This window comes from Enterobacter sp. MGH 24 (assembly GCF_000493015.1).
GTDB lineage: Bacteria > Pseudomonadota > Gammaproteobacteria > Enterobacterales > Enterobacteriaceae > Enterobacter.
The window spans coordinates 173,235-200,028 of record NZ_KI535657.1; the positions used below are offsets into that span (position 1 = coordinate 173,235).

General features: G+C 57.4%; 25 protein-coding genes. 7 read left to right on the forward strand and 18 right to left on the reverse strand.

Annotation, left to right across the window (positions count from 1 at the left end; all coding sequences use genetic code 11):
* Window positions 1-112: 112 nt before the first annotated feature.
* Window positions 113-604: a Fe-S cluster assembly transcriptional regulator IscR gene (gene iscR / locus L370_RS20935; protein WP_023333040.1), complete on the reverse strand. Its 492-nt coding sequence runs from the start codon at window positions 602-604 to the stop codon at window positions 113-115.
* 230 nt (window positions 605-834) lie between these two features.
* Window positions 835-1,560 carry a tRNA (cytosine(32)/uridine(32)-2'-O)-methyltransferase TrmJ gene (trmJ, locus tag L370_RS20930; protein WP_023333041.1) on the reverse strand — a complete coding sequence of 242 codons (726 nt, stop codon included), beginning with the start codon at window positions 1,558-1,560 and terminating at the stop codon, window positions 835-837.
* Window positions 1,561-1,692: 132 nt separating this feature from the next.
* Here trmJ and suhB point away from each other — a divergent pair, with 132 nt between their 5' ends.
* The gene (gene suhB, locus L370_RS20925; protein WP_003860668.1) at window positions 1,693-2,496 is read left to right on the forward strand and encodes an inositol-1-monophosphatase; all 804 of its coding nucleotides are present in this window, start codon (window positions 1,693-1,695) and stop codon (window positions 2,494-2,496) included.
* 59 nt (window positions 2,497-2,555) lie between these two features.
* Here the strand turns inward: suhB and L370_RS20920 are convergent, their stop codons facing one another.
* Both L370_RS20920 and L370_RS20915 read right to left on the reverse strand, forming a co-directional pair.
* Window positions 2,556-3,536 carry a nickel/cobalt transporter gene (locus L370_RS20920; RefSeq protein ID WP_023333042.1) on the reverse strand — a complete coding sequence of 327 codons (981 nt, stop codon included), beginning with the start codon at window positions 3,534-3,536 and terminating at the stop codon, window positions 2,556-2,558.
* Window positions 3,527-4,165, reverse strand: coding sequence for a DUF1007 family protein (locus tag L370_RS20915; protein ID WP_023333043.1), 639 nt, complete (start codon window positions 4,163-4,165; stop codon window positions 3,527-3,529). Before L370_RS20915 ends, L370_RS20920 begins: the two co-directional genes overlap by 10 nt.
* 125 nt (window positions 4,166-4,290) lie before the next feature.
* Here L370_RS20915 and csiE point away from each other — a divergent pair, with 125 nt between their 5' ends.
* Window positions 4,291-5,568, forward strand: coding sequence for a stationary phase inducible protein CsiE (csiE, locus tag L370_RS20910; RefSeq protein ID WP_023333044.1), 1,278 nt, complete (start codon window positions 4,291-4,293; stop codon window positions 5,566-5,568).
* Here csiE and L370_RS20905 read toward each other — a convergent pair.
* Window positions 5,563-6,708, reverse strand: a complete 1,146-nt coding sequence (locus L370_RS20905) for a 3-phenylpropionate MFS transporter (RefSeq protein WP_023333045.1) — start codon at window positions 6,706-6,708, stop codon at window positions 5,563-5,565. The two genes, csiE and L370_RS20905, sit on opposite strands and share 6 nt — an antisense overlap.
* Window positions 6,709-6,881: 173 nt before the next feature.
* Here L370_RS20905 and L370_RS20900 point away from each other — a divergent pair, with 173 nt between their 5' ends.
* On the forward strand, window positions 6,882-7,304 hold the full coding sequence (locus L370_RS20900; RefSeq protein ID WP_023333046.1) for a DoxX family protein: 423 nt from the start codon (window positions 6,882-6,884) through the stop codon (window positions 7,302-7,304).
* A gap of 54 nt (window positions 7,305-7,358) precedes the next feature.
* On the opposite strand, the gene glyA is transcribed toward L370_RS20900, so the two are convergent.
* Window positions 7,359-8,612 (reverse strand): serine hydroxymethyltransferase, encoded by a 1,254-nt coding sequence (gene glyA / locus L370_RS20895; RefSeq protein ID WP_003835277.1) that lies wholly within the window; start codon window positions 8,610-8,612, stop codon window positions 7,359-7,361.
* 304 nt (window positions 8,613-8,916) lie between these two features.
* Between glyA and hmpA the strand changes: the two genes are divergently transcribed.
* Window positions 8,917-10,107 (forward strand): NO-inducible flavohemoprotein, encoded by a 1,191-nt coding sequence (hmpA, locus tag L370_RS20890; RefSeq protein ID WP_023333047.1) that lies wholly within the window; start codon window positions 8,917-8,919, stop codon window positions 10,105-10,107.
* 58 nt (window positions 10,108-10,165) lie between these two features.
* Here hmpA and glnB read toward each other — a convergent pair whose 3' ends face one another.
* The 5 genes from glnB to purL all read right to left on the reverse strand — a co-directional run bounded on the left by glnB (window position 10,166) and on the right by purL (window position 18,496).
* The gene (gene glnB, locus L370_RS20885) at window positions 10,166-10,504 is read right to left on the reverse strand and encodes a nitrogen regulatory protein P-II (protein ID WP_003860685.1); all 339 of its coding nucleotides are present in this window, start codon (window positions 10,502-10,504) and stop codon (window positions 10,166-10,168) included.
* Window positions 10,505-10,584: 80 nt separating this feature from the next.
* Complete coding sequence (gene glrR, locus L370_RS20880; RefSeq protein WP_023308835.1) at window positions 10,585-11,922, reverse strand: two-component system response regulator GlrR; 1,338 nt, start codon at window positions 11,920-11,922, stop codon at window positions 10,585-10,587.
* Window positions 11,909-12,646, reverse strand: a complete 738-nt coding sequence (qseG, locus tag L370_RS20875; RefSeq protein WP_023333048.1) for a two-component system QseEF-associated lipoprotein QseG — start codon at window positions 12,644-12,646, stop codon at window positions 11,909-11,911. The genes glrR and qseG overlap by 14 nt, the downstream gene beginning before the upstream one ends.
* A complete protein-coding gene (gene qseE, locus L370_RS20870; protein WP_032640218.1) occupies window positions 12,647-14,074 on the reverse strand; it encodes a two component system sensor histidine kinase QseE/GlrK in 1,428 nt (475 codons plus the stop codon).
* A 534-nt stretch (window positions 14,075-14,608) separates the two neighbouring features.
* Complete coding sequence (gene purL, locus L370_RS20865; protein WP_023333050.1) at window positions 14,609-18,496, reverse strand: phosphoribosylformylglycinamidine synthase; 3,888 nt, start codon at window positions 18,494-18,496, stop codon at window positions 14,609-14,611.
* A gap of 267 nt (window positions 18,497-18,763) precedes the next feature.
* Between purL and mltF the strand changes: the two genes are divergently transcribed.
* A complete protein-coding gene (gene mltF / locus L370_RS20860; RefSeq protein ID WP_023333051.1) occupies window positions 18,764-20,314 on the forward strand; it encodes a membrane-bound lytic murein transglycosylase MltF in 1,551 nt (516 codons plus the stop codon).
* Here the strand turns inward: mltF and tadA are convergent.
* From tadA to murQ, 4 genes are read right to left on the reverse strand one after another with little or no spacing between them, the layout of a single operon-like run.
* Entirely contained in the window at window positions 20,202-20,708 is a 507-nt protein-coding gene (gene tadA / locus L370_RS20855) for a tRNA adenosine(34) deaminase TadA (protein ID WP_023333052.1), read from the reverse strand. The two genes, mltF and tadA, sit on opposite strands and share 113 nt — an antisense overlap.
* Window positions 20,709-20,764: 56 nt before the next feature.
* The gene (gene yfhb / locus L370_RS20850; RefSeq protein WP_023333053.1) at window positions 20,765-21,400 is read right to left on the reverse strand and encodes a phosphatidylglycerophosphatase C; all 636 of its coding nucleotides are present in this window, start codon (window positions 21,398-21,400) and stop codon (window positions 20,765-20,767) included.
* A gap of 3 nt (window positions 21,401-21,403) precedes the next feature.
* A complete protein-coding gene (locus L370_RS20845; RefSeq protein WP_023333054.1) occupies window positions 21,404-22,765 on the reverse strand; it encodes a PTS transporter subunit EIIC in 1,362 nt (453 codons plus the stop codon).
* Window positions 22,766-22,776: 11 nt separating this feature from the next.
* A complete protein-coding gene (murQ, locus tag L370_RS20840) occupies window positions 22,777-23,670 on the reverse strand; it encodes an N-acetylmuramic acid 6-phosphate etherase (protein ID WP_023333055.1) in 894 nt (297 codons plus the stop codon).
* Between the two features lie 117 nt (window positions 23,671-23,787).
* On the opposite strand from murQ, the gene L370_RS20835 reads away from it, so the two are divergent.
* Entirely contained in the window at window positions 23,788-24,636 is an 849-nt protein-coding gene (locus L370_RS20835) for a MurR/RpiR family transcriptional regulator (protein ID WP_023333056.1), read from the forward strand.
* 46 nt (window positions 24,637-24,682) lie between these two features.
* On the forward strand, window positions 24,683-24,943 hold the full coding sequence (locus L370_RS20830; protein ID WP_008502177.1) for a YfhL family 4Fe-4S dicluster ferredoxin: 261 nt from the start codon (window positions 24,683-24,685) through the stop codon (window positions 24,941-24,943).
* On the opposite strand, the gene acpS is transcribed toward L370_RS20830, so the two are convergent.
* From acpS to recO, 3 genes are read right to left on the reverse strand one after another with little or no spacing between them, the layout of a single operon-like run.
* On the reverse strand, window positions 24,940-25,320 hold the full coding sequence (acpS, locus tag L370_RS20825; protein WP_023294331.1) for a holo-ACP synthase: 381 nt from the start codon (window positions 25,318-25,320) through the stop codon (window positions 24,940-24,942). The two genes, L370_RS20830 and acpS, sit on opposite strands and share 4 nt — an antisense overlap.
* Window positions 25,320-26,051, reverse strand: coding sequence for a pyridoxine 5'-phosphate synthase (gene pdxJ, locus L370_RS20820; RefSeq protein WP_023333057.1), 732 nt, complete (start codon window positions 26,049-26,051; stop codon window positions 25,320-25,322). The genes acpS and pdxJ overlap by 1 nt, the downstream gene beginning before the upstream one ends.
* Window positions 26,052-26,084: 33 nt before the next feature.
* The gene (gene recO, locus L370_RS20815) at window positions 26,085-26,792 is read right to left on the reverse strand and encodes a DNA repair protein RecO (RefSeq protein WP_023333058.1); all 708 of its coding nucleotides are present in this window, start codon (window positions 26,790-26,792) and stop codon (window positions 26,085-26,087) included.
* Window positions 26,793-26,794: the final 2 nt, after the last annotated feature.

The window sequence follows — 26,794 nt, forward strand, 5'->3', positions numbered from 1 at the left end:
TTTAAACTCCGTACATCGCTTCAATGCAAGGAATCAGGCAACCGGCTGGATGTACGACCGAGTACGCGGGGCGTGACCGCCCCGGCCTGATTCTGAAATCTTTATCGTTTTATTACGCGCGCAGTTTGACGTCGATTGAGTCCTGCGCACGGGTGCTACGTTGGGAATCCTGACCGTGCTGACGACCAGAGACATCCAGAACTTCCTGGTTATTGACCAGTTCACCCAGGGTGATGTTGTTCAGGAAGCCGGTGAGACGGTCGCTCAGATCGCGCCACAGCGCGTGGGTCAGGCATTTGTCGCCGCCCTGGCAGCCGCCTTTACCCTGGCAACGGGTCGCGTCAACGGATTCGTCAACTGCGCTAATCACTTCGCCAACCGCAATACTACCCGCATCTTTACCCAGCAGATAACCGCCGCCTGGGCCACGAACGCTGGAAACCAGTCCATTTTTACGCAGTCTGGAGAACAGCTGTTCCAGATAAGAGAGGGAGATCCCTTGTCGTTCAGAAATATCAGCCAACGGAACCGGGCCCGCTTCGGAGTTGAGCGCAACGTCCAGCATCGCGGTCACGGCATAACGCCCTTTAGATGTCAGTCTCATGTCTTACTTAACCTCAAACTCGCCCCTGCCCGGGGTTTTTTATAGTAAAATGGGGTATTGCATAGCAGGGCCAAGTCTGACATTCCTGACTAAAATGGTCAACTATTTACTTGACTGTTTTAGTCAGGTATTTAACCTTCCGTGCCGTTTTTGTCGGGTGGCGCTTCGCTGACCCGACCTACAGTTTTGTCGGCCGGGTCAGCGAAGCGCCACCCGGCGAACAGACGACACTACTCTTTATTCTTCTGCTCAATCGACGCCAGGATCCCGCGCAGGATGTTCAGCTCCTGGCTTTCCGGACGCGCACGAGTAAACATGCGGCGCAGCTTGTTCATCACCTGGCCCGGGTGGCCTTCACGGATAAAGCCGGTTGAAAGCAGCGTCTGCTCCAGGTGACCGTAGAAGCGCTCAAGGTCGTCCACCAGCGGGTAGGCCGTCTCTTCTTTCGGTTCGACCGGTTTCTCCTGCGTCGCCAGCCATGCCATACGTACTTCATAGGCGATAACCTGCACCGCCATCGCCAGGTTCAGCGAGCTGTATTCCGGGTTCGCCGCGATGGCAACGTGATAGTGGCACTTCTGCAGCTCGTCGTTGGTCAGGCCAACGCGCTCGCGACCAAACACCAGCGCAACCGGCGCCTGCTCCGCTTCAGAGACGCTTTTCAGGCCGCATTCGCGCGGATCGAGCATTGGCCACGGCAGCGTGCGCGAGCGTGCGCTGGTGCCAACCACCAGGCTACAGCCCGCCAGGGCTTCGTCCAGGGTATCGACGATCTGGGCGTTGCCGATCACGTCGCTGGCACCGGCGGCCAGGGCGATAGCCTGCGAGTCGGGTTTCACCAGCGGGTTAACCAGCCAGAGATTCGTTAAGCCCATGGTTTTCATAGCGCGGGCAACGGAGCCCATGTTGCCGGTGTGCGATGTTTCGACCAGCACGATTCGAATGTTTTGCAGCATAATTTTTTAATGTCTGAATTCAGCGTCTGAAGAATATTCCGGCATATTATCATAAACGGGAGACATAATCCGATCCCACTGCTATACTCTGCGCCGATTTTCCTGTTCTTTAACATCCAGTGAGAGAGACCGATGCATCCGATGCTGACCATCGCCGTGCGCGCAGCGCGCAAGGCGGGTAATGTAATTGCCAAACACTACGAAACGCCAGACTCCGTAGAAACCAGCCAGAAAGGCAGCAATGATTTCGTGACTAACGTCGATAAAGCCGCAGAAGCGATTATTATCGAAACGATCCGCAAATCTTACCCGCAGCACACCATCATCACCGAAGAAAGCGGTGAACATGAAGGTACCGATCAGGATGTTCAATGGGTTATCGATCCACTGGATGGCACCACCAACTTCGTCAAACGCCTGCCACACTTCTCTGTGTCTATCGCAGTACGCATTAAAGGCCGTACTGAAGTCGCCGTTGTTTACGATCCAATGCGTAACGAACTGTTCACCGCTACCCGCGGTCAGGGCGCACAGCTGAACGGCTACCGTCTGCGCTGCAGCAACGCACGCGATCTGGACGGCACCATCCTGGCGACCGGTTTCCCGTTCAAGGCGAAACAGCACGCGACCACCTATATGAATATCCTGGGCAAACTGTTCACCGAATGCGCGGACTTCCGCCGCACCGGTTCTGCTGCGCTGGATCTGGCCTACGTGGCGACCGGCCGCGTTGACGGTTACTTCGAGCTGTCGCTGAAGCCGTGGGACTTTGCTGCGGGCGAGCTGATCGCGCGTGAAGCAGGTGCCATCGTATGTGATTTCACCGGCGGCCATAACTACATGTCTACCGGCAACATCGTTGCGGGTAACCCACGCGTTGTTAAAGCCATGCTGGCAAACATGCGTGATGAACTGAGCGATGCGCTGAAGCGCTAATCCAGTTTGTTAAGCCCGGTGGCGCTACGCTTACCGGGCCTACGAAATCCCTCAGTACGCTAGAAAGGCCGCAATCCCCTTCCTGGCGGCACCGCACTTATCCACATCGTCACCGCCGCCACCAGCAGAATCACCCCGCCCGCCAGCGCGAGCGTTGTCCACCCAACCTGTCGCCACAGCACCGGCGTTTTATTGCCGCTGAGTTTGACCGCCAGCTGACGGAAGCTGTGAACCAGCAGCGCTAACGACGAAATGGTAAGAGACGTTCCTGCCGCCATCGCCAGCGACGAGAGCATTCCCCAGCCAAACACGCCTATCACCTTACTGAACAGCAGCACCATGATGGCACCCGAGCACGGGCGCATGCCCATCGAGAGAACAATCATCAGCCGCGCGCGCCAGTCGTCGCCGCTCTGCAACTGTTCCTGCGAGGGCAAATGCTGATGCCCGCAGCCGCAGCTTTCATCATGAACGTGGTGCGGCGTAAAGGTTTTGAATTTCGGTTTTTGCAGCAGCACGCGCAGCTTTTTCAGCGCCCGCCAGCAGAGAATGAGCCCCAGCACGCCCACCAGCGCGTAGCTCCCCTTCTCCAGCCAGAAGCTGCTCAGGTGCAGCTGGCGTGCGGGAAGCTGTAACAGCGAAAGCACCACCACCACGAGCGCAATCGCCACCCCGCCCTGAAGCAGCGAGGAGGCCAGCGTCAGGCCGATACTCGATTTCAGCTTCGACGGATGTGTGGCAAGCCAGGTTGTGATGACAATTTTGCCGTGCCCCGGCCCCAGCGCGTGCAGCACGCCATAGATAAAGCTGAAGGCCAGCAGGGATCCACCCGCTTTGGTCGGGTTCTCCGCCACCGCCTTCAGCAGACCGCTCATCTGCTGGTTGACCTCACGCTGCCAGACAATGCTTTTCATCATGACCTGCGGCCAGGCCTGCCACAGCCAAAGCGAACCGCAAACGGCGAACAGCAAAAAGAGCGCCAGCGGCCAGAGGTGTAGCCAGCGGCGCGGTTTTCGAACCGGAGAGGAGATCACTGACATTGTAACGTCACCTCCTGCGCGAACTGTTTACCCAACTCCATATCCTCAGGCGGTGCATCTTCTTTATCAAGCGAGACCGCAAAGTTCAGCGTTTCTTCGCTGGGTTTCGGAGTATGCACGCCAATTTTGCAGCTTTTTTGCAGAGCGTCCGGCAATCGTACGTCGCTGTCTTTGTCGTAGCGCATATCGACATAGTAGGTAGGGTCAAAGGTGGAAAAGGTGTACGTTTGCCCCGCCAGCGGTTGCGGATGCGCCAGCGGAAGCACAAACGTCAGCACCGCCTGATGCCCGTCACGCGTCATTCCGTATTCCGTTGGCCGGTTCAAAAATTTGACCTTTTGCCCGTTGTGCCAGAACTCAGTGAAATAGTGCTGACCGAGCACGTTGGCCATCACTTCCGCCGCCAGCTTTTTCCAGATTTCGTCACCGGGCTTCGCGTTTCCCGCATCATAGAGCAGATCGGCCGAGGTGATTTCATCCATCGTCCAGCGCATCTTCAGGCCGCTCAGCTGCGTACCATCTGTGACCAGCTCGGTTTTGAGATCAATAAAGCTGTGAGGGTGTGCGCTGGCGGTGGAGCTGATAACCGCCAAAAATAACGCCATCGCACATTGTTTAACTGTTTGCATCAATTCCTCACGTCAAAAATTCTGTGATGTTCCCCAGCAATCCTGAATGAAAGGCCTGCCGGCGCGCTTTTCAGCGCTCATCCTTTAGCTATTCTTATCAAACATTCACACTGGATACCCGACAGATGATGACGACGCTTGAAATTCCATCTGTGCTTTCCAGTTCGCAGCGCCGCTGCCAGGTGCTTTTGATGCTTTACCTGCCCGATGCTGCCGTCACCGCACAGAGCATCATTGCTGCCAACGGGGTGGACGACGCGATGGCACGGCAAGATATAGCCGAGACGCGCGATGAAATCCAGCGCTATCACCGGCTGGACATCATCACGCACCAGGACGGCAGCTACCGGATTGAAGGCTCAGCCCTGAATCAGCGTTTATGCCTGCTGCACTGGCTGCGTCGGGCGCTGCGGCTTTGCCCGCAGTTTGTCTCGCACCAGTTTACCCCTGCATTAAAAACCGCACTTAAACAACACGGCATTGCGCGGCCGCTTTACGACGATGCAAACCTGCGGGCACTGATTAACTTCTGTTCACGCAAGCTCCAGCGCCAGTTTGAATGCCGCGACGTCCAGTTTTTACAGCTCTATTTACAATACTGTCTTATCCAGCACCAGCTCGGGAATACGCCGCAGTTTTCTCACGTTCAGCGCAGTTGGACCCAGTCGAGAGGGGAGTATTTTACGGCCCAGGAGATCGTGCGTCACTGGAGACGGCGCGTCCCGCAGGGCGCGCACGGGGATGAACAGCTGTTTCTGGCGCTGCTGTTTATGATGCTCCGCACGCCCGATCCGGTGCTCGATAAACACCAGCAGGATCAGCGCTTGCGCCGGGCCATCGTGCGCATGGTCGCCCGTTTTCGCTCGCAGACCGGGATGAACTTCAGCGATGAGCAAGGTCTGACCGATCAGCTGTATATCCACCTTGCTCAGGCGCTGGACCGCTCGCTGTTTGAGATCGGTATCGACACGAGCCTGCCGGAGGAGATCCATCGTCTCTATCCCCGGCTGTTGCGCACCACGAAGGAAGCGCTGTTCGAGCTGGAAGCGGAGTTTGGGCTGCGTTTTTCTGATGAAGAGATGAGCCTTGTCGCGGTGATTTTCGGCGCCTGGCTGATGCAGGAGACCGATCTGCACGAAAAACAGGTGATCCTGCTGACGGGAGACGATAAGGCCAGCGAGGACCTGATTGAACAGCAGCTTCGCGAGCTGACGCTGCTGCCGCTCAATATTCGCTATCTGACGCTGCAGGCTTTCCAGAAAGAGGGGGCGCCGCGCGAAGCCGCGCTGGTTATCACCCCCTACCCTACAGTCCTGCCGCTGTTCTCGCCGCCGCTGATTCACGCCGTTGAGACATTGAACGCGCAGCAGCAAGAACATATTCGCATCATGCTGGAGTCATAGCGACGCGCGAGCGGCCACTTTAGGGCGAACAATGATTGCGGGTAAGGCGACCAGCGCCATCACCCAGAAGACGCCATGCCCCAGATGCTGGTAGAGGAACCCCGCAAAGACCGTCATGATCGCGATACTGCCCCCCATTGCGACCGCCGAATAGACGGCCTGCAGACGAATAACGTCTCCACCCTCGCGCGCTGCGATATAGCGCATGGCCGCCAGATGACACACGGTAAAGGTGCCGCAGTGAAGAATTTGCGCCACAATCAGCCACGGCAGATCGGTCGTCCAGCCCATAATGCCCCAGCGCGCCACGCCGCACACGGCGGAAAGCAGCAGCAGGTCTCGCGCGCCAAAGCGACGGAACAGTTTTTTGCTCAGGGCGAAGATAACGACTTCGGCCACCACGCCCAGCGACCACAGGTAGCCCACTGCGGAAGCAGAGTATCCCGCCCCCTGCCAGTAGATGGCGCTGAACCCATAGTACGCCGCATGCGCCCCCTGAAGCAGACAGACGCACGCCAGAAAACGCCAGCTTTGTGCTACCAGGCTCCGCCAGGCGGGCCAGCCTGCGCTCTCCTGATGACGGCTTTCCCCTTGAGGCATTATCGACGGTCGCAGCAGCATGCCCAGCAGCATTGAGGCAATACCGATGCTCAGCAGGGCGAGAATGGCGCGGTAATCGTAAAGGCTGACCAGTTTACCCACCAGCGCGGAGCCAATCACAAAGGCAATAGAGCCCCACAGGCGCACGCGACCGTAGTCCATGGTGATCTGCTTTTGCCAGGTGTTCGCCAGGGCATCCGTCAGCGGTACCAGCGGTGAGAAGAACAGGTTAAAGCCGACCATCACCACCATCAGCCAGGCAAACTGGTGGCTGACCCAGAAGCAGGCAACAAAGACCAGCGTCAGCAGAGCAAGAATGCGCACGGCCCCGATCAGCAAGGAGGGATCGCTGACGCGCGGGGCAATCAGCAGGCTGCCAAGGAAACGCGCCACCAGCCCGGCCCCCAGCAGGACACCGATGGTCTCGGGAGTCAGGCCGATACCCTTGAGCCAGACGCTCCAGAAGGGCAGAAAAATACCGTAGCTAAAGAAATAGGTAAAATAACTGAGCGCCAGCCAGCGCGTGGAATGCAAGACCATGAATCCCTCCCGAAATCGAGGCCATAGTCTGGCGAGAATATAAAAATTAAGCAAGTCGATAGCGTGCTATAAATTAACGAAAAATTAACATCTTGTGCAGTCGTCTGGCTTATGGCAGGGAATGAAAATATGTATTACGTTTAAATTACTCCACTTGCAGAGGTTTTTCTGCCATGAACTCACTACGTTATTTCGATTTCGGTCAGTCACGTCACCTGCTGCTGCTGATTGGCCGCATCGCGCTTGTCGTGCTGTTTATTATCTTTGGTTATCCAAAACTGACGGGGTTTAGCGGCACCGTACAATATATGACGTCGCTGGGCACGCCGATGCCCATGCTGGCGGCCATCATTGCGGTGGTGATGGAAGTGCCTGCCGCCATCCTGATCGTCCTGGGCTTTTTCACCCGTCCTCTCGCGGTACTGTTTGTTTTCTATACCCTCGGAACGGCGGTGATTGGACACCACTACTGGGATATGACAGGTGATGCGGTCGTACCGAATATGATTAACTTCTACAAGAATATCAGTATTGCTGGCGCCTTTATTTTGCTGGCCATTGTTGGTCCGGGCGCGATTTCCCTTGACCGGCGTTAAGCCATAAAAAAAGGCCGCAAGCGCGGCCTTTTTTATTTCTGCAAAGCAGAGGAATTATGCGTATACCGGGAAGCGTGCGCAGATATCCAGAACTTTACCTTTGACGCGCTCGATTACCGCTTCGTCATTGATGTTGTCCAGAACGTCACACATCCAGCCAGCCAGCTCTTTCACTTCCGCTTCTTTGAAACCGCGGCGCGTCACGGCCGGAGAACCGATACGGATACCGGAGGTCACGAACGGGCTCTTCGGATCGTTTGGCACGCTGTTTTTGTTCACGGTGATGTTGGCGCGGCCCAGGGCAGCGTCAGCTTCTTTACCGGTCAGGTTCTTATCAACCAGATCCAGCAGGAACAGGTGGTTTTCAGTACCGCCGGATACCACTTTGTAGCCACGGTTCAGGAACACTTCCACCATCGCTTTGGCGTTCTTAGCAACCTGCTGCTGATAAACCTTGAACTCTGGCTCCATCGCTTCTTTCAGCGCGACCGCTTTTGCCGCGATAACGTGCATCAGCGGGCCGCCCTGCGCGCTTGGGAACACCGCGGAGTTCAGTTTTTTGTACAGCTCTTCGTCACCGCCTTTCGCCAGGATCAGGCCACCGCGTGGACCCGCCAGGGTTTTGTGGGTGGTGGTGGTCACAACGTGAGCGTGTGGCACCGGGTTCGGGTAAACGCCAGCGGCAATCAGGCCCGCAACGTGCGCCATGTCGACGAACAGGTAAGCACCGATGCTGTCCGCGATTTCACGCATTTTTGCCCAGTCAACCACGCCGGAGTAAGCCGAGAAGCCGCCGATGATCATCTTCGGTTTGTGCTCTTTAGCCTGCTTCGCCATATCTTCGTAGTCAATTTTGCCGGACTCATCAATACCGTAAGGGATGATGTTATACAGTTTGCCGGAGAAGTTAACCGGGGAGCCGTGAGTCAGGTGGCCGCCCTGCGCCAGGTTCATACCCAGAACGGTATCGCCCGGCTGCAGCAGCGCGGTGTAGACCGCGAAGTTAGCCTGAGAGCCAGAGTGCGGCTGCACGTTTGCGTAGTCAGCGCCAAAGAGTTCTTTCGCACGGTCGATAGCCAGCTGCTCAACGATATCAACGTACTCGCAACCGCCGTAGTAGCGTTTGCCCGGATAACCTTCAGCATATTTGTTGGTCAGCTGAGAACCCTGCGCCTGCATCACGCGCGGGCTGGTGTAGTTTTCGGAGGCGATCAGTTCGATGTGCTCTTCCTGACGTACTTTTTCCTGCTCCATAGCCTGCCACAGTTCGGCATCATAATCGGCAATGTTCATTTCACGCTTTAACATCCGCATCTCCTGACTCAGCTAACAAGTAAATTTTGGCCTGAAAAGGCAGTCCTGTTGGACGACGGGCAACAGTATAACTGATTAGTTCTGTGATAACAGGTCTTGACAAACGATTTTACGCAAACGTTTTCCTACGCGCCACGCAAGGGTTTGAGGAATAAAGCTCTCGCCATTTCCAGCGGATTTCTTTTCAGGTTTGTGATGCATATTTTTCATCTTGCAAAGAACCATTTACAACGCATGGGTATTTTTTATAAGATGCATTTAAAATACATTATTAAAGTCACATCAGAAGGATGCGCTCATGCTCGACGCTCAAACCATCGCTACCGTTAAAGCCACCATTCCCCTGCTGGTGCAAACCGGCCCTAAACTCACCGCCCATTTCTACGATCGCATGTTCACGCACAACCCGGAGCTCAAAGAAATTTTCAACATGAGCAACCAGCGTAACGGCGATCAGCGTGAAGCGCTGTTCAACGCCATCGCGGCCTACGCCAGCAATATTGAAAACCTGGCTGCACTGCTGCCCGCGGTGGAAAAAATCGCTCAGAAACATACCAGCTTCCAGATCCAACCCGAGCAGTACAACATTGTGGGTGGCCACCTGCTGGCAACGCTGGACGAGATGTTCAGCCCGGGCCAGGAGGTGCTGGACGCGTGGGGTAAAGCCTACGGCGTGCTGGCAAACGTGTTTATCACCCGTGAAGCCCAGATCTACAGCGAAAACGCCAGCAAGAACGGCGGCTGGGAAGGCACGCGCACCTTCCGCATCGTTGAGAAAACGCCGCGCAGCGCGCTGATTACCAGCTTTGAATTCGAGCCAGTGGACGGACAGCCGGTTGCCGATTACCAGCCGGGCCAGTATCTGGGCGTGTGGCTGAAACCTGAAGGTTTCCCGCACCAGGAGATCCGCCAGTATTCTCTTACCCGCAAGCCAAACGGCAAAGGCTATCGCATTGCGGTGAAGCGTGAGGACGGCGGTCAGGTTTCCAACTGGCTACACAACGAAGCCAACGTGGGCGACGTGGTCCATCTGGCCGCGCCGGCGGGCGATTTCTTCATGGCCGTAGAAGCGAATATCCCGGTTACGCTGATCTCTGCGGGCGTCGGCCAAACGCCAATGCTGGCGATGCTCGATACCCTGGCGAAAGCAAACCACGATGCGCAGGTCAACTGGTTCCACGCTGCGGAAAACGGTGACGTGCACGCCTTTGCGGATGAAGTGAAAACGCTCGGGGCGTCCCTGCCGCGCTTCACCGCGCATACCTGGTATCGCCTGCCGACGGACGCAGACCGCGCAGCCGCACGGTTTGACAGCGAAGGTCTGATGAATTTAAGCCAGATGGAAGGAGCGTTTAGCGCGCCGGACATGCAGTTCTACGTCTGTGGTCCGGTGGCGTTTATGCAGTATGCCGCGCAGCAGCTGGTGGCGCTGGGTGTGAACAAAGACAACATTCATTACGAATGTTTCGGGCCGCATAAGGTGCTGTAATGAAAAAGCCCCTCGAACGAGGGGCTTTTTTTCGCCGGATGGCGGCTGCGAAATCTAATTAAATCGCGGCGTCATCTTCTTCGCCGGTACGGATACGAATCACGCGCGCCACGTCGAAGACGAAGATTTTACCGTCGCCGATTTTGCCCGTCTGCGCGGTGCGGATAATGGTATCCACGCACGTATCGACGATATCGTCGCTGACCACGATTTCAATTTTTACTTTCGGCAGAAAGTCGACCATGTACTCTGCGCCACGGTAAAGCTCGGTGTGGCCCTTCTGACGACCAAAACCTTTCACTTCCGTCACGGTCATCCCGGTGATGCCGACTTCCGCCAGCGCTTCACGCACATCATCCAGTTTGAAAGGTTTAATAATCGCATCAATCTTTTTCATGGTGGGTCCTTAAACTCTTGCCTGTAAGCTGCCTCGTAATCGATTGCTCACAGTATCATATTCAGGCAAATTTTGCGGTACTACTCTTTAAAATCGTTCGCTTCAAGCTCATGGCGCGACAGCAGCTTATAGAACTCGGTACGGTTGCGTCCGGCCATGCGCGCCGCGTGGGTCACATTGCCTTTGGTGATCTGCAATAGCTTGCGCAGATAGTTCAGCTCGAATTGATTCCGCGCTTCGGCAAACGTCGGCAGGGCCGTGTTTTCCCCTTCCAGCGCCTGCTCCACCAGCGCATCGCTTATAACCGGTGAAGAGGTCAGCGCCACGCACTGCTCAATCACGTTCACCAGCTGACGCACGTTACCCGGCCAGCCTGCGGCCATCAGCCGCTTCATCGCGTCGGTGGAAAACGCGCGCACGAACGGTTTATGACGATCGGCCGCCTGGCGCAAAAGGTGGTTCGCCAGCAGCGGAATGTCTTCCGCACGTTCCGCCAGCGCCGGGATCTTCAGGTTCACCACGTTCAGACGGTAGTAGAGATCTTCGCGAAACTCGTTGCGGGCCATCACTTTTGGCAGGTCGCGGTGCGTTGCCGAAATAATACGCACGTTAATATCAATATCGCGGTTGCTGCCCAGCGGGCGGACTTTTCGCTCCTGCAGCACGCGCAGCAGTTTGACCTGTAGCGGCGCGGGCATATCGCCAATCTCGTCCAGGAACAGGGTGCCGCCTTCCGCAGCCTGGAACAGCCCTTCCCGGCTGCTCACCGCGCCGGTGAATGCGCCGCGGGCGTGACCAAACAGTTCAGATTCAAGCAGCTGTTCCGGAAGCGCACCGCAGTTAATGGCGATAAAGGCGTTTTTACTGCGCGGGCTGGCGTTATGGATCGCCTGCGCCAGGATCTCTTTCCCGGTTCCGCTCTGGCCGTTGATGAGCACGCTGACGTCGGACTGCGCCACCATCCGGGCCTGTTCAAGCAGACGCAGCATAATGGGACTGCGGGTGACGATGGACTCCCGCCACGCTTCATCCCCCGCCGGGGCGGCATGTTCCAGCGCGCTGTCGATAGCCTTATACAACGCGTCTTTGTCCACCGGCTTGGTCAGGAAGCTGAATACCCCCTGCTGGGTTGCGGCAACCGCATCCGGGATCGACCCGTGCGCCGTCAGGATAATCACGGGCATACCCGGCTGTTGCTTCTGGATCTCCGCAAACAGCTGCAGGCCATCCATTTCGTCCATCCGCAGGTCGCTTATCACCAGATCGATTTTCTCGCGGCTGAGGATCTTCAGCCCCTCCAGCCCGCTTTCAGCGGTCACGACGCTGTAGCCTTCACTCACCAGACGCATCCCCAGCAGCTTTAACAGCCCGGGATCGTCATCCACCAGTAAGAGATGGGCAGGTTTACGGCTCGTCATGCTTCACATCCTCTTGTTTCGGCGTATCGCTGTCCGGTGCCGCGGATGAACTCCCCGGCTGATATTTACGCGACGAGAGCTGTCTTTCGATATCGGTCAGGTTCTCCAGCTTCCGCGTCGTGGTATCCAGCTCGGTACGTAAATGCTGTTGCTGTTGACGCAGGGTATCAAGCTCGCTGTCGGTTGACTGTTGCAGCTTGCTGTAGCGGGAGCGCTCTTCAGACAGCTGAAGCTGTAATGTCTGCCCGTCGCGCCAGAGCTGGTATACCGGGCGTACCTGCACGGGAAGATTGACCACAAACGTGTCCAGTCGGGTCACATTGACGCGGCGTTCAACGGGGGTGATTTTCGCATCTGCGAGTAAAATCCCACGCTTGAACGCGTCCTGCCAGGTGTCGTCATCCAGCATCGCCGCCTTCGAGCGGGCGTCTACCGGCGCCAGACGCTGGGCGCAATCTATTCCACGCAGCCAGAACAGCGGGTTGCTTTCGACGTCATGCCCTGACAGGTTCCAGATGTCGTCACAGCGGGTTGAGAGAAAATCTGCCAGCTGGTTATCGGGCCATTTATCTGCTTGTTTATCGCTTATTGCACTTTGTGGCGCATGGGATACACACCCAGCCAGAAATAAACAGGGCAGGCTCAGGCGAAACGTGTTGCTGGAAAACACCGCGCGTACGGCGCGGAGAAAGACGTGTGACATACTCACCAGACATAGATTCATTTATTGATTTTTCCGGCTCAGGGGCAGTTCAATACGAAAGCAAACATCTGAACGTTCGTCCGCGACAATGTTTAGCTCACCCTGCATGCGTCGTATGCAGTCTCGGGCGATGCTCAAGCCCAGCCCGCTTCCTTTAACCGCGCCTTTCCGCTGATGACTTCCCTGGAAGAAGGGTTCGAAGATCATGATTTTTTCGTCATCGGGGATCGGGGTACCGGTGTTTGCGACGTCAATAAACACCCGTGAACCATTCGTGTTACTTCGGATATAAATGTTACCGGATTCAGTACCATAGTGCACCGCATTGGAGTAAAGATTATCCAGAACGCTCATCAGCAGCATGGGTTCAGCCAGGCACGCAGGCGCATTCAGCTCGACGCCGGTATGCATCATTTTAGCTCTTGCTGGCAAGCTATGGGCGGAGATCACCATATCTACCAGCGGCTCAATCTCAACGTTTTCCAGTACGACCGCCCCGTCAGCCAGCTTGCGGTTGTAATCCAGCAGCTGCTCAATCAGCTTTTGCAGATTGCGGCTGCTGTTATCCAGGATCTCGACAATTTCTTTCTGTTCTGGCGTAAGGGCCCCAGCCACCTCGTCCGCCAGCAGCTCCGTACCTTCACGCATGCTGGCCAGCGGCGTTTTAAGCTCATGAGAGATATGGCGCAGGAACTGATGGCGCTGGGATTCGAGCCACGCCAGGCGCTCGGACAGCCAGATAATGCGCTGGCCGACGGATCGTAGCTCGCGTGGACCTTTAAAGGAGACCGTATCCCCGAGCGATTTCCCCTCCCCCAGGCGATTGATCATACGCTGAATGCCCTTCACCGGGCCGATGATCATGCGGGTAAAGAGCAGTACCAGCCCGAGGCTGACCAGGAACAGCACCAGCGCCTGCCAGCCGAAGAACTGGCCGCGCTCGGCAATCTCCTGCTGGAGCTGCTGACCGCGAGAGAAAATCACCGCGCGCGTTGACTGCACCATCTCGGTGTTGGCGCTGGCAAAAGCCTCAAGGCGCGCGGCGGCGGCGGCATCCGGGCCACTATTGTGGCACTGCAGCTGCGCAAGATCGTTCAAATCCTGACGTAACGCCTGATACAGCTTGTCATCAGGCAATACCCCCGCGTGAGCATCCAGCATTTCGCTGTAGCGTTTACGCTGACTCTGATAAACCTTTTCCAGCGTCCGATCGTCAAGCACGCAATACTGACGATAGCTACGCTCCATCTCCAGCGCGGCGTTGGTCATCGCTTCACTTCGTCTGGCGTCGATGAGCGTCGTACGGTTGGTCAAAGCCGCCTGCGCGCTCAGCGCGTTCAGACTTTGCCACGCCTGCCAGGCAAGGATCAGCAGCGGCAGCAGGATCAGCAGGAAGGCCATCATGACGAGCTGTCGCAGGGAGCGGGGAAAAACGGGCCAGCGTTTCAACGCATTACTCTCTTAATGGGGTTTACGCAGAGCGTAACTGAGTCTGCCCTTCAGATACAACAAAGCCGGGTAAAAACCCGGCTTTGTCATGGAATGAGGCGGTGCCTAACTCGACGTTTCGCCCTGGCCTGATAAAGCATCGCTATGATCAGTAGTTGGACGGCAGGCACCTTTTTGTGCGTCATTCGAAGTTTATGTAGCGCGTCCCGAAGGGGCTGACATAAGAAGGTGAATGAGCCACTGGTTAATATTATGCAACAGCCGTGCCAGAATGCAAAACAATAAATTAACATAATGAATTAAAAAGGTTTTATATATTCAACCTATTACTTGCTGGCAGAATGATTTCCAGGCTAAGTGTCGCTATTTAACTACACCTTTAGACCACGATTTTTCTACCTATATAGATCAACACGTTAAGTGTCACCTTTTGGAGACAGCCGCGAGGCGGGATTGTCGCAATTTTGCGACACGCATAAAAAAGCCCGGTGGCGCTAACGCTTACCGGGCCTACAAGAGTTAGGGTGCTAAAACTTAACCCAGCTGCTTACGCGCGTTGCGGAAGATACGCATCCACGGGCTGTCCTCGCCCCAGTTTTCCGGGTGCCAGGAGTTGCTCACGGTACGGAACACGCGTTCCGGGTGCGGCATCATGATGGTCGCGCGACCGCTTTCGCTGGTCACTGCCGTAATACCGTTGGCCGAGCCGTTCGGGTTAGCCGGATAGGTTTCTGTCACCTTGCCGAAGTTATCGACAAAGCGCAGCGCCACCAGGCCTTTGCTCTCCAGCTGAGCCAGATGCGCAGCATCACGCACTTCTACCTGACCTTCACCGTGGGAAACGGCGATTGGCATCTGTGAACCCACCATCCCCTGCAGCAGCAGAGACGGGCTTTGGGTCACTTCGACCAGGCTGAAGCGCGCTTCGAAGCGGTCGGACTGGTTACGCACAAAGCGCGGCCAGGCTTCGCTGCCCGGGATCAGCTCGCGCAGATTAGACATCATCTGGCAGCCGTTACACACGCCCAGCGCCAGGGTCTGCGGACGGTGGAAGAAGGTTTCGAACTCGTCACGCACGCGGCTGTTGAACAGGATGGACTTCGCCCAGCCTTCGCCCGCGCCCAGCACGTCGCCGTAGGAGAAGCCGCCGCACGCCACCAGCGCCTGGAAATCTTCCAGACCGGTACGGCCCGCCAGCAGATCGCTCATGTGAACGTCGATAGCGTCAAAGCCCGCGCGGTGGAAGGCAGCCGCCATCTCTACGTGGGAGTTAACGCCCTGCTCGCGCAGCACCGCCACTTTCGGACGCGCGCCGGTCGCAATGTACGGCGCAGCGATGTCGTCGTTGATGTCGAAGGAGAGCTTCACGTTCAGGCCTGGATCCTGGTCATTGGCCTTCGCGTTATGCTCCTGATCGGCACATTCCGGGTTATCACGCAGGCGCTGCATCTGCCAGGTGGTTTCCGCCCACCACATGCGCAGCGTGGTGCGGCTTTCGCTGAACACGGCGTGACCGTCTGCTTCAATGACGAAGCGGTCGCCCTGAACGGCTTTACCCAGATAGTGCACGCAGTCTGCGAGACCATGCTTCGCCAGAATCGCTTCAACCGCGTCGCGATCCGCCGCGCGCACCTGAATCACGGCACCCAGCTCTTCGTTAAACAGTGCCGCCAGACGGTCATCGCCAAGCGTGGCAATATTTGCTTCCACGCCGCAGTGGCCGGTGAAGGCCATCTCTGCCAGCGTCACCAGCAGGCCGCCGTCGGAACGGTCGTGGTAGGCCAGCAACTTACGCTGCGCAACCAGCGCCTGGATGGCATCGTAGAAACCTTTCAACTGCGCTACGTCGCGCACGTCGGCTGGCTTGTCGCCGAGCTGACGGTAAACCTGCGCCAGCGCGGTGGCACCCAGCGCGTTGTGGCCTTTACCCAGGTCAATCAGCAGCAGGGCGTTGTCTTCGGTCGCAAGCTGCGGCGTGATGGTATGACGCACGTCTTCCACGCGGGCAAACGCGGTGATCACCAGCGACAGCGGAGAGGTCATCTCGCGCTGCTCGCTGCCTTCCTGCCAGCGGGTTTTCATCGACATAGAGTCTTTACCCACCGGAATGGTCAGGCCGAGGGCAGGACAGAGCTCCTCGCCCACCGCTTTCACGGCTTCATACAGGCCAGCATCTTCGCCAGGGTGGCCGGCAGCGGCCATCCAGTTTGCGGAAAGCTTGATGCGTTTAATGTCGCCAATCTGCGTCGCGGCGATGTTGGTCAGCGCTTCACCGACCGCCAGACGGGCAGAGGCAGCGAAGTCCAGCAGCGCCACCGGGGTGCGTTCGCCGAGAGCCATCGCTTCGCCGTAGTAGCTGTCGAGGCTCGCGGTGGTCACGGCGCAGTTAGCGACAGGGATCTGCCACGGACCGACCATCTGATCGCGCGATACCATACCGGTCACGGTGCGGTCGCCGATGGTCACCAGGAAGGTTTTCTCTGCCACAGCAGGCAGGTGCAGCACGCGGTTGACCGCTTCTGCCACGGTGATGCCCTGACGATCCAGCGCTTTGCCCGCCGCTTTACGGGTCGTTACGTCGCGGGTCATCTTCGGCGTTTTACCCAGCAGCACGTCCAGCGGCAGATCGATCGGCTGGTTATCAAAGTGGGTGTCGCTTAAGGAAAGGTGCTGCTCTTCGGTCGCTTCACCGATGACGGCATACGGCGCGCGCTCGCGGCGGCACAGCTCGTCAAACAGCGGCAGCTGATCCGCAGCAACCGCCAGCACGTAGCGCTCCTGGGATTCATTACACCAGATTTCCAGCGGGCTCATGCCCGGCTCATCGCTCAGGATATCGCGCAGGTTGAAACGCCCGCCGCGGCCGCCGTCGCTCACCAGCTCCGGCATGGCGTTGGACAGGCCGCCCGCGCCCACGTCGTGGATGAAGAGGATCGGGTTGGCATCGCCCAGCTGCCAGCAGCGGTCGATCACTTCCTGGCAGCGACGCTCCATCTCAGGGTTGTCACGCTGCACGGAGGCGAAGTCGAGATCCGCGTCAGACTGGCCGGAAGCCATAGAAGAGGCCGCGCCGCCGCCCAGACCGATGTTCATCGCCGGGCCGCCGAGCACGATCAGCTTCGCGCCGACGACGATCTCGCCTTTCTGCACGTGATCGGCACGGATGTTGCCGATCCCGCCCGCCAGCATGATCGGTTTGTGGTAGCCGCGCAGCTCTTCGCCGTTGTGGCTGTCCACTTTCTCTTCATAGGTACGGAAGTAACCGTTAAGCGCCGGACGGCCAAACTCGTTGTTAAACGCAGCGCCGCCCAGCGGGCCTTCGGTCATGATATCCAGGGCGGTTACAATGCGCTCTGGCTTGCCGAAATCTTCTTCCCATGGCTGTTCAAAGCCCGGGATACGCAGGTTAGAGACGGAGAAACCGACCAGACCCGCTTTAGGTTTAGCGCCACGACCGGTCGCACCTTCGTCACGGATTTCACCGCCGGAGCCGGTCGCCGCACCCGGCCACGGGGAGATCGCCGTCGGGTGGTTGTGGGTTTCCACTTTCATCAGAATATGCGCGGGCTCCTGATGGAAGTCATAGCGCCCTGCTTCGCGATCGGCGAAGAAGCGGCCCACCTCGGAACCTTCCATTACCGCGGCGTTGTCTTTATAGGCTGACAGCACGTGGTCAGGGGTTTGCTCCATGGTGTTTTTGATCATTTTGAACAGCGACTTCGGCTGCTGTTCGCCGTCAATAATCCAGTCGGCGTTGAAAATCTTGTGGCGGCAGTGCTCAGAGTTAGCCTGCGCGAACATGTAGAGCTCGATGTCGTTCGGGTTACGGTTGAGCTTAACAAACGCATCCTGCAGGTAGTCGATTTCATCTTCTGCCAGCGCCAGGCCGAGACGCAGGTTGGCGTCAATCAGCGCCTGACGGCCCTGCCCCAGCAGGTCTACGCTCTGTACCGGCGCAGGCTGATGGTGAGAAAAAAGCTTCTGCGCGTCATCGAGAGAGGCAAATACGCTCTCCATCATGCGATCGTGCAGTTCAGCCGCAACCGCCTGCCACTGTGCTTCGCTCAGGGTAGAAGCTTCCACGTAGTACGCCACGCCGCGTTCCAGACGGTTAATCTGGTTCAGGCCACAGTTGTGGGCGATGTCGGTGGCTTTGGAAGACCAGGGGGAGATGGTGCCCGGACGAGGCGTCGCAAGGATCAGTTTGCCGGTTGGCGTATGGCTGCTCAGGCTTGGGCCATACTTGAGCAGGCGTTCCAGCTGTACGCGCTCCTCTGCATTCAGGGGGGCATTCAGGTCAGCAAAATGGACATACTCAGCGTAAATATTGCTTACCGGAAGGTCGGCCGCCTGAAAACGTGCCAGCAGTTTAGTGATACGGAAGGCAGACAGTGCAGGCGAACCACGCAGAATTTCCATCATAAGTCTCTCGTCTTCGAAGCGCCGGGGCGCTTACAGTGTGCGCAAGGGGGGAAAACGGGCGTCATTATAGAGAATCCTGAGCGCCGACGAAACCGTTTGCGTCGAAATAAAATTGGCGAAGAGATTTAACAATAGATGTGACCTGTCTCTCTAATTGGTTGCCAAGTGGCGCAAGTTTACGCAAAATGCCGCTCATTCAATGGCAAACCTTATGATTAACATGGCTACAGCAGACTGAGGCAACCGGCGTCGCAGAGAATTAACTAATTGAAAAAATTAAAGATTAATTATCTGCTCATCGGCATTGTAACGTTGCTGCTGGCAGTGGCCCTCTGGCCTTCCATCCCCTGGTTCGGCAAAGCCGAAAACCGTATCGCCGCCATTCAGGAGCGGGGGGAATTGCGCGTCAGTACCCTCAACTCTCCGCTGATTTACAGCGACATCAACGGCAAAATCATTGGTCTGGATTATGAGCTGGCACAACAGTTCGCCGATTATCTTGGCGTGAAGCTTAAAATCACCGTCCGCCAGAATATCAACCAGCTCTTTGACGACCTCGATAACGACGATGCCGATATGCTCGCCGCCGGGCTGGTGTATAACAGCGAGCGCAGCAAGAACTACCAGCCGGGCCCGACCTACTACTCCGTTTCGCAGCAGCTGGTTTACCGCGTCGGAAGCCTGCGCCCGCGCTCGCTGGCGTCGATTAACGATCGGCAGCTGACGATTGCGCCCGGCCACGTGGTGATTGACGATCTGCGGGAGCTCAAGGAGAAGAAATATCCCGACCTGAGCTGGACGGTGGATCCGAAACTCGGCACGACCGAGCTGCTGGAGCAGGTAAAAGACCAGAAAGTGCCCTACACCATCGCCGATTCAGTCGCGATCAGCCTGTTCCAGCGGGTGCATCCTGAAATCGCCGTGGCGCTCGACGTCACCGACGAGCAGCCCGTGACCTGGTTTAGCCAGCTTGATGACGACCAGACCTTCTCTGCCGCGATGCTCGATTTCTTCAACACCATCAATGAAGACGGTACCCTGGCGCGTCTGGAGGAGAAGTACCTCGGGCACGGTGATGACTTTGACTACGTTGACACCCGCAGCTTCCTGCGCGCGGTGGACAGCGTTCTGCCGGACCTGCAGCCGCTGTTCGAAAAATATGCCCAGGAGATTGACTGGAAGCTGCTGGCGGCTATTTCGTATCAGGAATCCCACTGGGATACCCAGGCCACGTCGCCCACGGGCGTACGCGGTTTGATGATGCTAACCAAAAATACCGCGCTGAGCCTGGGCGTGAATGACCGTACCGATGCCGAACAGAGCATCAGCGGTGGCGCGCGCTATCTGCAGGATATGATGGCCAAAGTACCGGAAACGGTGCCGGAAGAAGAGCGGATCTGGTTTGCGCTGGCGGCCTACAATATGGGCTACGCGCATATGCTTGATGCGCGAGCGCTGACGGCCAAAACGAAAGGTAACCCGGACAGCTGGTCAGACGTTAAGCAGCGCCTGCCGCTGCTGAGCCAGAAGCCATGGTATAACAAGCTGACATACGGCTACGCGCGCGGACATGAAGCCTACGCCTACGTGGAAAATATCCGTAAATATCAGATTAGCCTGGTCGGGTATCTGCTGGAGAAAGAGAAAGAGGCGACAGAGGCCAAACAGCTGGCTCAAAGTTACCCGGTCGTAGCGCCGGACGAGCTTAATCGTCCAATAGCTTCAATTCTGCCTTTTGCTGCTTTTTCTGCTGACGGCGCATTCGAAAGAAATCGCTTAATAGCCCCGAACACTCTGGTGCAAGCACCCCACCGATAGTCTTCACCTGGTGGTTCATCCCCGGGTGACCCAGCACGTCCATCAGCGAACCGGCCGCACCGGTTTTTTCATCCCGCGCGCCGAAGACCAACGTCCCGATCCGGCTGTGCACCATCGCGCCGGAGCACATCACGCACGGCTCCAGCGTCACATACAGCGTGGTATCAAGCAGACGATAGTTTTGCAGCACCAGACCGCCCTGGCGAAGCGCCATGATTTCGGCATGCGCAGTAGGATCGTGGCGGCCAATGGGACGGTTCCACCCTTCGCCAATGACCTGGTTGTTATGAACCAGCACGGCACCCACGGGCACTTCGCCCTCGTCCCAGGCGCGCTGAGCCAGCGTCAGCGCATGGCGCATCCAGTATTCGTGTGAGAATTCAGGGTTGGACAACGGTTGATACTCCAGTTAAAAGCGGGCGGCATTATACACGCCCGTTTTTGAGAAGACTATTCAAGTTGCTGAAGTTCACCTGATGGCGTGACGCGCCAGCGATGCTGGCAAAAATAGAGCAGCGGGTTGTCCTGCTTGCTGTCGCTGTAGCCGCTGTACAGGCGCAGCGGCGTCCCGATGCGTTTCTCCAGCTGAACCACTTTTTCATGCCCCAGGCAGCGCAGGGTCAGCACCCAGCCGCCGTAGCCGCGGGCGATTTGCGTGGCAATAAGATTCACGCGCGGAAGCCAGGGGGTATCAAAGTAGACCTGCTCCACCAGCGTCTGCGGTGAGCCGGTAATCAGCCAGATGTCAGCATCGTTCGCGTCGAGGTAGCCGGTCAGGCGCGCCTGCACCACCGGAAAGGCGGCGACGTGGCTGCGAAACCAGTGCGCAAAATCCTTTTCGAGCTGTTTGAGGCGCGCTTCGCTGTGCCCAAAGGTACATCCCCACAGCAGCAGACTCATTGGCCATCGCGCCGCACGGCCTTTCACCAGCAGCGCGATACCGATAACCGGTAAAAGCGGCAGCACGAGCAGCGCATTCAAAGGCTGACGCCGCAGCAGGTACCGCATAAACGTACCAAACATATCCTGCTGATGCAGCGTTCCATCCAGGTCGAAAAAGACAACGCGACGCCCGTGATTTGCCAAACCTTACTCCTCTGGGTCGTTGAAACCTAACAGCCAGGTAAACAGGAACCCGGCGATCACCGCTACTAAATAGCCTAACAGATAGAGCATCACTTTTCCGGTCACGATGGTTAATGCCAGCGGTAAACCGGAAAGCCCAAAGGTGATAACGGTAGCGACTTTCCAGTAGCTAATGAGCGCCCCGCCCACCGCGCCGCCCAGACAGGCGGCGAGGAACGGTTTACCCAGCGGCAGCGTCACGCCGAAAATCAGCGGCTCGCCGATGCCGAGCAGCCCGACCGGGAGTGCGCCTTTAATCATTTTTTTCAGACGCGCGTTGCGGGTTTTCATCAGTACGGCAATCGCCGCGCCGACCTGCCCCACGCCCGCCATCGACAGGATAGGCAGCAGCGCGTTATAGCCGTGCGCCTGCACCAGCTCGACGTGGATCGGCACCAGCCCCTGATGCAGGCCGGTCAGCACCAGCGGCAGGAAGGTGCCAGACAGAACCGCTCCCACCAGCAGGCCGCCGCGGTCAATCGCCAGAGACGCGCCGTGAGCAATGGCGTCAGAGATCCACCCGCCTAACGGCTGCAGGGCCACAATCGCTACGCTACCGGTAATGAGCGTAGTCAGCAGCGGGTTGAGGATCAGCTCAATTGAGCCGGGCAGAACCGCGCGCAGCCTTTTCTCGATCCAGCACATCAGGATGACCACCAGCAGCACGGCGATTACCCCACCGCGCCCGGGCTGGAGCGCCTCGCCAAAGAGCGTTATCTGCGCCAGCTGCGGGCTGGACAAGATGCCCGCCATCACCCCGCCCATGGCCAGCGATCCGCCGAACACCTTCGCGGTATTCACCCCGACCAGAATGTTCATGATGGCGAAAACAGCGCTGCCGAAGATCCCCAGAATCCCCAGCAGGTTCGGATACTGCGTGGCGAAATCCCCTACAATATCCGGCCGCTTGAGGATGTTGATGATCCCGGTGATCAGGCCTGAGGCAATAAACGCCGGGATCAGGGGAATAAAGACGTTCGCCAACTGACGCAGCGCGTCGCTCATGGGGGCCTTGTATTTGGCCTTTGCCTGCACTTTGGTGCGTTCCGCATCGTCAATCGACACGCTCGCGCTGACGCCCATCAGCGCGCGCATGGCATCAACAACCTGCGCCGCTTTTCCGGGCCCGACAATCAGCTGATGCTGCTGCCCCTGTTTAACGTAGCCGCTGACGCCGGAAAGCTGCTTCAGACGCGGTACGTCAAGCTGGTCCTCGCTATGCACCTCGACGCGCACGCGCGTCATGCAGTTTTCAAGACGCTGAATATTCTTTTCCCCACCGATCCCCTGCAGGATATCGCTGGCGAGCGCTGCTGTTTTGTCCATACACGCCTCAGTTAGTTTTCTAATGCCGCCCGTAAGAAGCCGTTATGCGCGGCGAGTTTGGCTCTCGCGGCAGCCGCATCCAGCCCGCTCAGGATCATCAGAATGGCCGGTTTAACATCGTGATCGGTTTGTTTGAGTACGGTTTCCGCCTCTTCGCGGCCTGCGCCTGTCGCCTCCATCACCATGCGGCAGGCTCTGTCCACCAGCTTGACGTTAGTGGCCTGCATATCCACCATCAGGTTCTGATACACCTTGCCAAACTTCACCATCGCGCCGGTGGAGATCATATTGAGCACCAGCTTTTGCGCGGTCCCGGATTTCAGGCGCGTGGAGCCGGTGAGCGCTTCCGGCCCAACAACCGGAGAGATGGCGATAGCCGCCACCTGCGCAATCGGCGAGCCCGGATTACAGGAGATGGCTACCGTCGTGCAGCCGGTCCGGTTGGCGTATTCCAGGCCACCAATGACGTACGGCGTGCGCCCGGATGCCGCCAGCCCGACTACCAGATCCTTCGCGGTCAGATTCAGCCCCTTCAGATCATCCTCACCCAGCTGTTTGTTATCTTCCGCCCCTTCAACGGCTTTCAGCAGCGCGCCGGGTCCACCGGCAATTAATCCGACGACCAGGCCGTGCGGAACACCAAAGGTTGGCGGGCATTCGGAGGCGTCCAGAACCCCAAGACGCCCGCTGGTTCCCGCCCCCATGTAGATAATGCGACCTCCGCCCTTGAGGGCTTCCGCCGCCGCATCGACCGCTTTCGCCACCTCGGGTAATGTCTCTTTCACTGCCTGCGCGACCAGCGTATCCTGTTGATTAAAGCGATTAACCAGCTCCAGGGTGGAGAGCGCATCGAGATCCATGGTTTGCGGGTTACGCGTTTCAGAAACAAGTGAGCCAAGATTCATTTTTGTACCTCAAGAATTTTTAATTCATAATAAACACACTATAATGGAATATAAAATTCATTCAGGCGAGCAAAATCCGTATTTGCGCAGATAATCACATTTTCGCCAGGAGACCGTATGAACTGTTTAATTCGCATTCGCCAGCGCTACGCAGGCTTTGCCCAAAGCGACAAGAAGCTGGCGGATTTTCTGCTTTCTCAACCCGATCGCGCGCGCCATCTCAGCTCGCAGCAGCTGGCGAGTGAAGCTGGCGTGAGCCAGTCCAGCGTGGTGAAATTTGCGCAGAAGATTGGCTTTAAGGGGTTTCCCGCCCTCAAGCTGGCGATCAGCGAAGCGCTGGTGAGCAACCCCAACCCGCAGTCCATGCCGGTGCATAATCAGATCCGCGGCGATGACCCGATGCGGCTGGTCGGCGAAAAGCTGATCAAAGAGAACGTGGCGGCCATGCATGCGACGCTCGACGTGAATACGGAAGAGAAGCTGCTGGAGAGCGTGGCGATGCTGCGCGGCGCGCGGCGCATCATCCTGACCGGTATCGGCGCGTCCGGGCTTGTGGCGCGTAACTTTGGCTGGAAGCTGACAAAAATTGGGCTTAACGCCATCGTCGAGCAGGATATGCACGCCCTGCTGGCGACCGTACAGGCGATGGATCCTGACGATCTGCTGCTGGCGATCTCCTACTCCGGCGAGCGTCGAGAGATCAATATGGCCACCGATGAAGCGCTGCGCGTCGGCGGTAAAATTCTGGCGATCACCGGATTTACGCCGAATGCCCTGCAGCAGCGGGCCACGCGCTGTTTATATACCATTGCCGAAGAGCAGGCCACGCGCAGCGCGGCTATCTCGTCCACCAGCGCGCAAATGATGCTGACGGACCTGCTGTTTATGGCGCTGGTGCAGCAGGATCTGGAGCGCGCGCCCGAACGTATTCGTCACAGCGAAGAACTGGTAAAGAAACTGGTTTGACGCGTATAATGCCCGCCCAGTTTGTGTTGTTTCTGAGAATTTCCTGATGGCGCTGTTAATTACCAAAAAATGCATTAATTGCGATATGTGCGAGCCCGAATGCCCGAACCAGGCGATTTCGATGGGCGACAGCATTTATGAGATTAACAGCGACCGCTGCACGGAATGCATCGGCCACTATGAAACGCCGACCTGTCAGAAAGTGTGCCCGATCCCGAATACCATCCTGAAGGATCCGGCCCACGTCGAGAGCGAAGAGCAGCTATGGGATAAGTTTGTCCTGATGCACCACGCGGACAAGCTTTAACTTTCGATGATCACCGTCGCGCTGGCATAGTGGCGCTCATCCGCGATCGTCACGTGCATGTGGTTCACGCCCAGCTTTTCTGCCAGCTTTTGCGCCTCGCCCCATAAACGCAGGCTTGGCTTACCGAGCTCATCGTTAAACACTTCGAACTGGTTAAACGCCAGGCCGTTACGAATGCCAGTGCCGAAGGCTTTGGCCGCCGCCTCTTTTACCGCAAAGCGCTTTGCCAGAAAACGCACCGGCTGCTGATGCGCTTCCCAGATGGCCCACTCGTTATCGCTCAGCACGCGTCTTGCGAGGCGATCGCCGCTACGGGCGATCACCGCTTCAATGCGGGCTATTTCAACGATATCGGTGCCTAAGCCCAGAATGGCCATTACTGACGCGCTTCCTGCATCAGGCGTTTCATTTCTGAAACCGCCTCTTTCAGACCGCTCATCACCGCACGACCAATGATGGCGTGGCCGATGTTCAGCTCGTGCATTTCCGGCAGAGCGGCAATGGCCTTCACGTTGTGGTAGGTCAGGCCGTGACCGGCGTTCACCTTCAGTCCCAGGCTTGAGGCATACGTGGCCGCTTTGGTGATACGCTCCAGCTCTTTGGCCTGTTCGGCATCATTTTTGGCATCGGCATAGCAGCCGGTGTGGATTTCGATATACGGTGCGCCCACGTCCGCCGCCGCTTTAATCTGGGCGAAATCGGCGTCGATAAACAGAGAAACCAGGATACCCGCATCCGCCAGACGTTTGCAGGCATCGCGCATTTTGTCGAGCTGCCCGGCCACGTCCAGACCGCCTTCGGTGGTCACTTCCTGGCGTTTTTCCGGCACCAGGCAGCAGAAATGCGGTTGGGTCTCGCAGGCAATAGCCAGCATCTCTTCGGTGACCGCCATCTCCAGATTCATACGGGTGTCCAGCGTCTGACGCAGAATGCGCACGTCGCGGTCGGTGATGTGGCGACGGTCTTCACGCAGGTGAACGGTAATGCCGTCAGCGCCAGCCTGTTCAGCGATAAACGCCGCCTGAACCGGATCGGGATACGCCGTGCCGCGCGCATTACGCAGCGTGGCGATGTGGTCGATGTTGACGCCTAACAGTAATTCAGCCATGACAATCCTCGGTTTTCTTTTCGATTCTGTGGTCTAACGTTTCGGCACAAACTGCCTGAATAATTCGCGGCTCTTTAAGGGCTTGCCGCCAAGATACGGCTTGAGGGCAATCCGGGTAAAGCGTTTTGCTGCGCGCAGGGTATCCTGATCGGGAAACTCGCGCTCATACAGCGCCCGGAGCTGGCGACCGGTAAAGGTGCTGTTGTCTATCACAATACTGGCAATGAAGCCTTTTTCTTCACGGTAGCGGTAAGTCATGGTGTCTTCTACCTCATCCCCGCTGCCCGCACAGTGCAGAAAATCTACGCCGTACCCGAGGTGGCCCAGCAGCGCCAGTTCGAAACGGCGCAGCGCTGGTTCGGGCGTGCCGGTTGCGCCAGCGAGTGCCTGGATACAGTGCAGATAATCGAAGAAAAGTTCCGAGAAGCGAGTCTCATGTTCAAGGACGCGGGAAATGAGCTCGTTGACATACAGACCGCTGTAGAGCGTGATGCCAGAAAGGGGAAGCGCCAGGGAGACGGCTTCGGCGCTGCGCAGGGTTTTGACTTCCCCTCGCCCGCCAAAGCGAACCAGCAACGGCGTAAAAGGCTGTAAGGCACCTTTCAGATTAGAACGTTTGGAACGTGCGCCTTTCGCAACAAGGCGCACGCGGCCCGACTCTTCCGTGAAGACGTCCAGCATGAGGCTGGTTTCGCTCCAGGGACGACTATGCAGGACAAAGGCACGCTGCCATCCATCCATAT

Excerpts from the sequence above, each read along its gene's own strand:
- iscR (WP_023333040.1), bottom strand. The coding sequence starts at position 604 with ATGAGACTGACATCTAAAGGGCGTTATGCCGTGACCGCGATGCTGGAC.
- trmJ (WP_023333041.1), bottom strand. The coding sequence starts at position 1,560 with ATGCTGCAAAACATTCGAATCGTGCTGGTCGAAACATCGCACACCGGC.
- suhB (WP_003860668.1), top strand. The coding sequence starts at position 1,693 with ATGCATCCGATGCTGACCATCGCCGTGCGCGCAGCGCGCAAGGCGGGT.
- L370_RS20920 (WP_023333042.1), bottom strand. The coding sequence starts at position 3,536 with ATGTCAGTGATCTCCTCTCCGGTTCGAAAACCGCGCCGCTGGCTACAC.
- L370_RS20915 (WP_023333043.1), bottom strand. The coding sequence starts at position 4,165 with ATGCAAACAGTTAAACAATGTGCGATGGCGTTATTTTTGGCGGTTATC.
- csiE (WP_023333044.1), top strand. The coding sequence starts at position 4,291 with ATGATGACGACGCTTGAAATTCCATCTGTGCTTTCCAGTTCGCAGCGC.
- L370_RS20905 (WP_023333045.1), bottom strand. The coding sequence starts at position 6,708 with ATGGTCTTGCATTCCACGCGCTGGCTGGCGCTCAGTTATTTTACCTAT.
- L370_RS20900 (WP_023333046.1), top strand. The coding sequence starts at position 6,882 with ATGAACTCACTACGTTATTTCGATTTCGGTCAGTCACGTCACCTGCTG.
- glyA (WP_003835277.1), bottom strand. The coding sequence starts at position 8,612 with ATGTTAAAGCGTGAAATGAACATTGCCGATTATGATGCCGAACTGTGG.
- hmpA (WP_023333047.1), top strand. The coding sequence starts at position 8,917 with ATGCTCGACGCTCAAACCATCGCTACCGTTAAAGCCACCATTCCCCTG.
- glnB (WP_003860685.1), bottom strand. The coding sequence starts at position 10,504 with ATGAAAAAGATTGATGCGATTATTAAACCTTTCAAACTGGATGATGTG.
- glrR (WP_023308835.1), bottom strand. The coding sequence starts at position 11,922 with ATGACGAGCCGTAAACCTGCCCATCTCTTACTGGTGGATGACGATCCC.
- qseG (WP_023333048.1), bottom strand. The coding sequence starts at position 12,646 with ATGAATCTATGTCTGGTGAGTATGTCACACGTCTTTCTCCGCGCCGTA.
- purL (WP_023333050.1), bottom strand. The coding sequence starts at position 18,496 with ATGATGGAAATTCTGCGTGGTTCGCCTGCACTGTCTGCCTTCCGTATC.
- L370_RS20845 (WP_023333054.1), bottom strand. The coding sequence starts at position 22,765 with ATGGACAAAACAGCAGCGCTCGCCAGCGATATCCTGCAGGGGATCGGT.
- murQ (WP_023333055.1), bottom strand. The coding sequence starts at position 23,670 with ATGAATCTTGGCTCACTTGTTTCTGAAACGCGTAACCCGCAAACCATG.
- L370_RS20835 (WP_023333056.1), top strand. The coding sequence starts at position 23,788 with ATGAACTGTTTAATTCGCATTCGCCAGCGCTACGCAGGCTTTGCCCAA.
- L370_RS20830 (WP_008502177.1), top strand. The coding sequence starts at position 24,683 with ATGGCGCTGTTAATTACCAAAAAATGCATTAATTGCGATATGTGCGAG.
- acpS (WP_023294331.1), bottom strand. The coding sequence starts at position 25,320 with ATGGCCATTCTGGGCTTAGGCACCGATATCGTTGAAATAGCCCGCATT.
- pdxJ (WP_023333057.1), bottom strand. The coding sequence starts at position 26,051 with ATGGCTGAATTACTGTTAGGCGTCAACATCGACCACATCGCCACGCTG.
- recO (WP_023333058.1), bottom strand. The coding sequence starts at position 26,792 with ATGGATGGATGGCAGCGTGCCTTTGTCCTGCATAGTCGTCCCTGGAGC.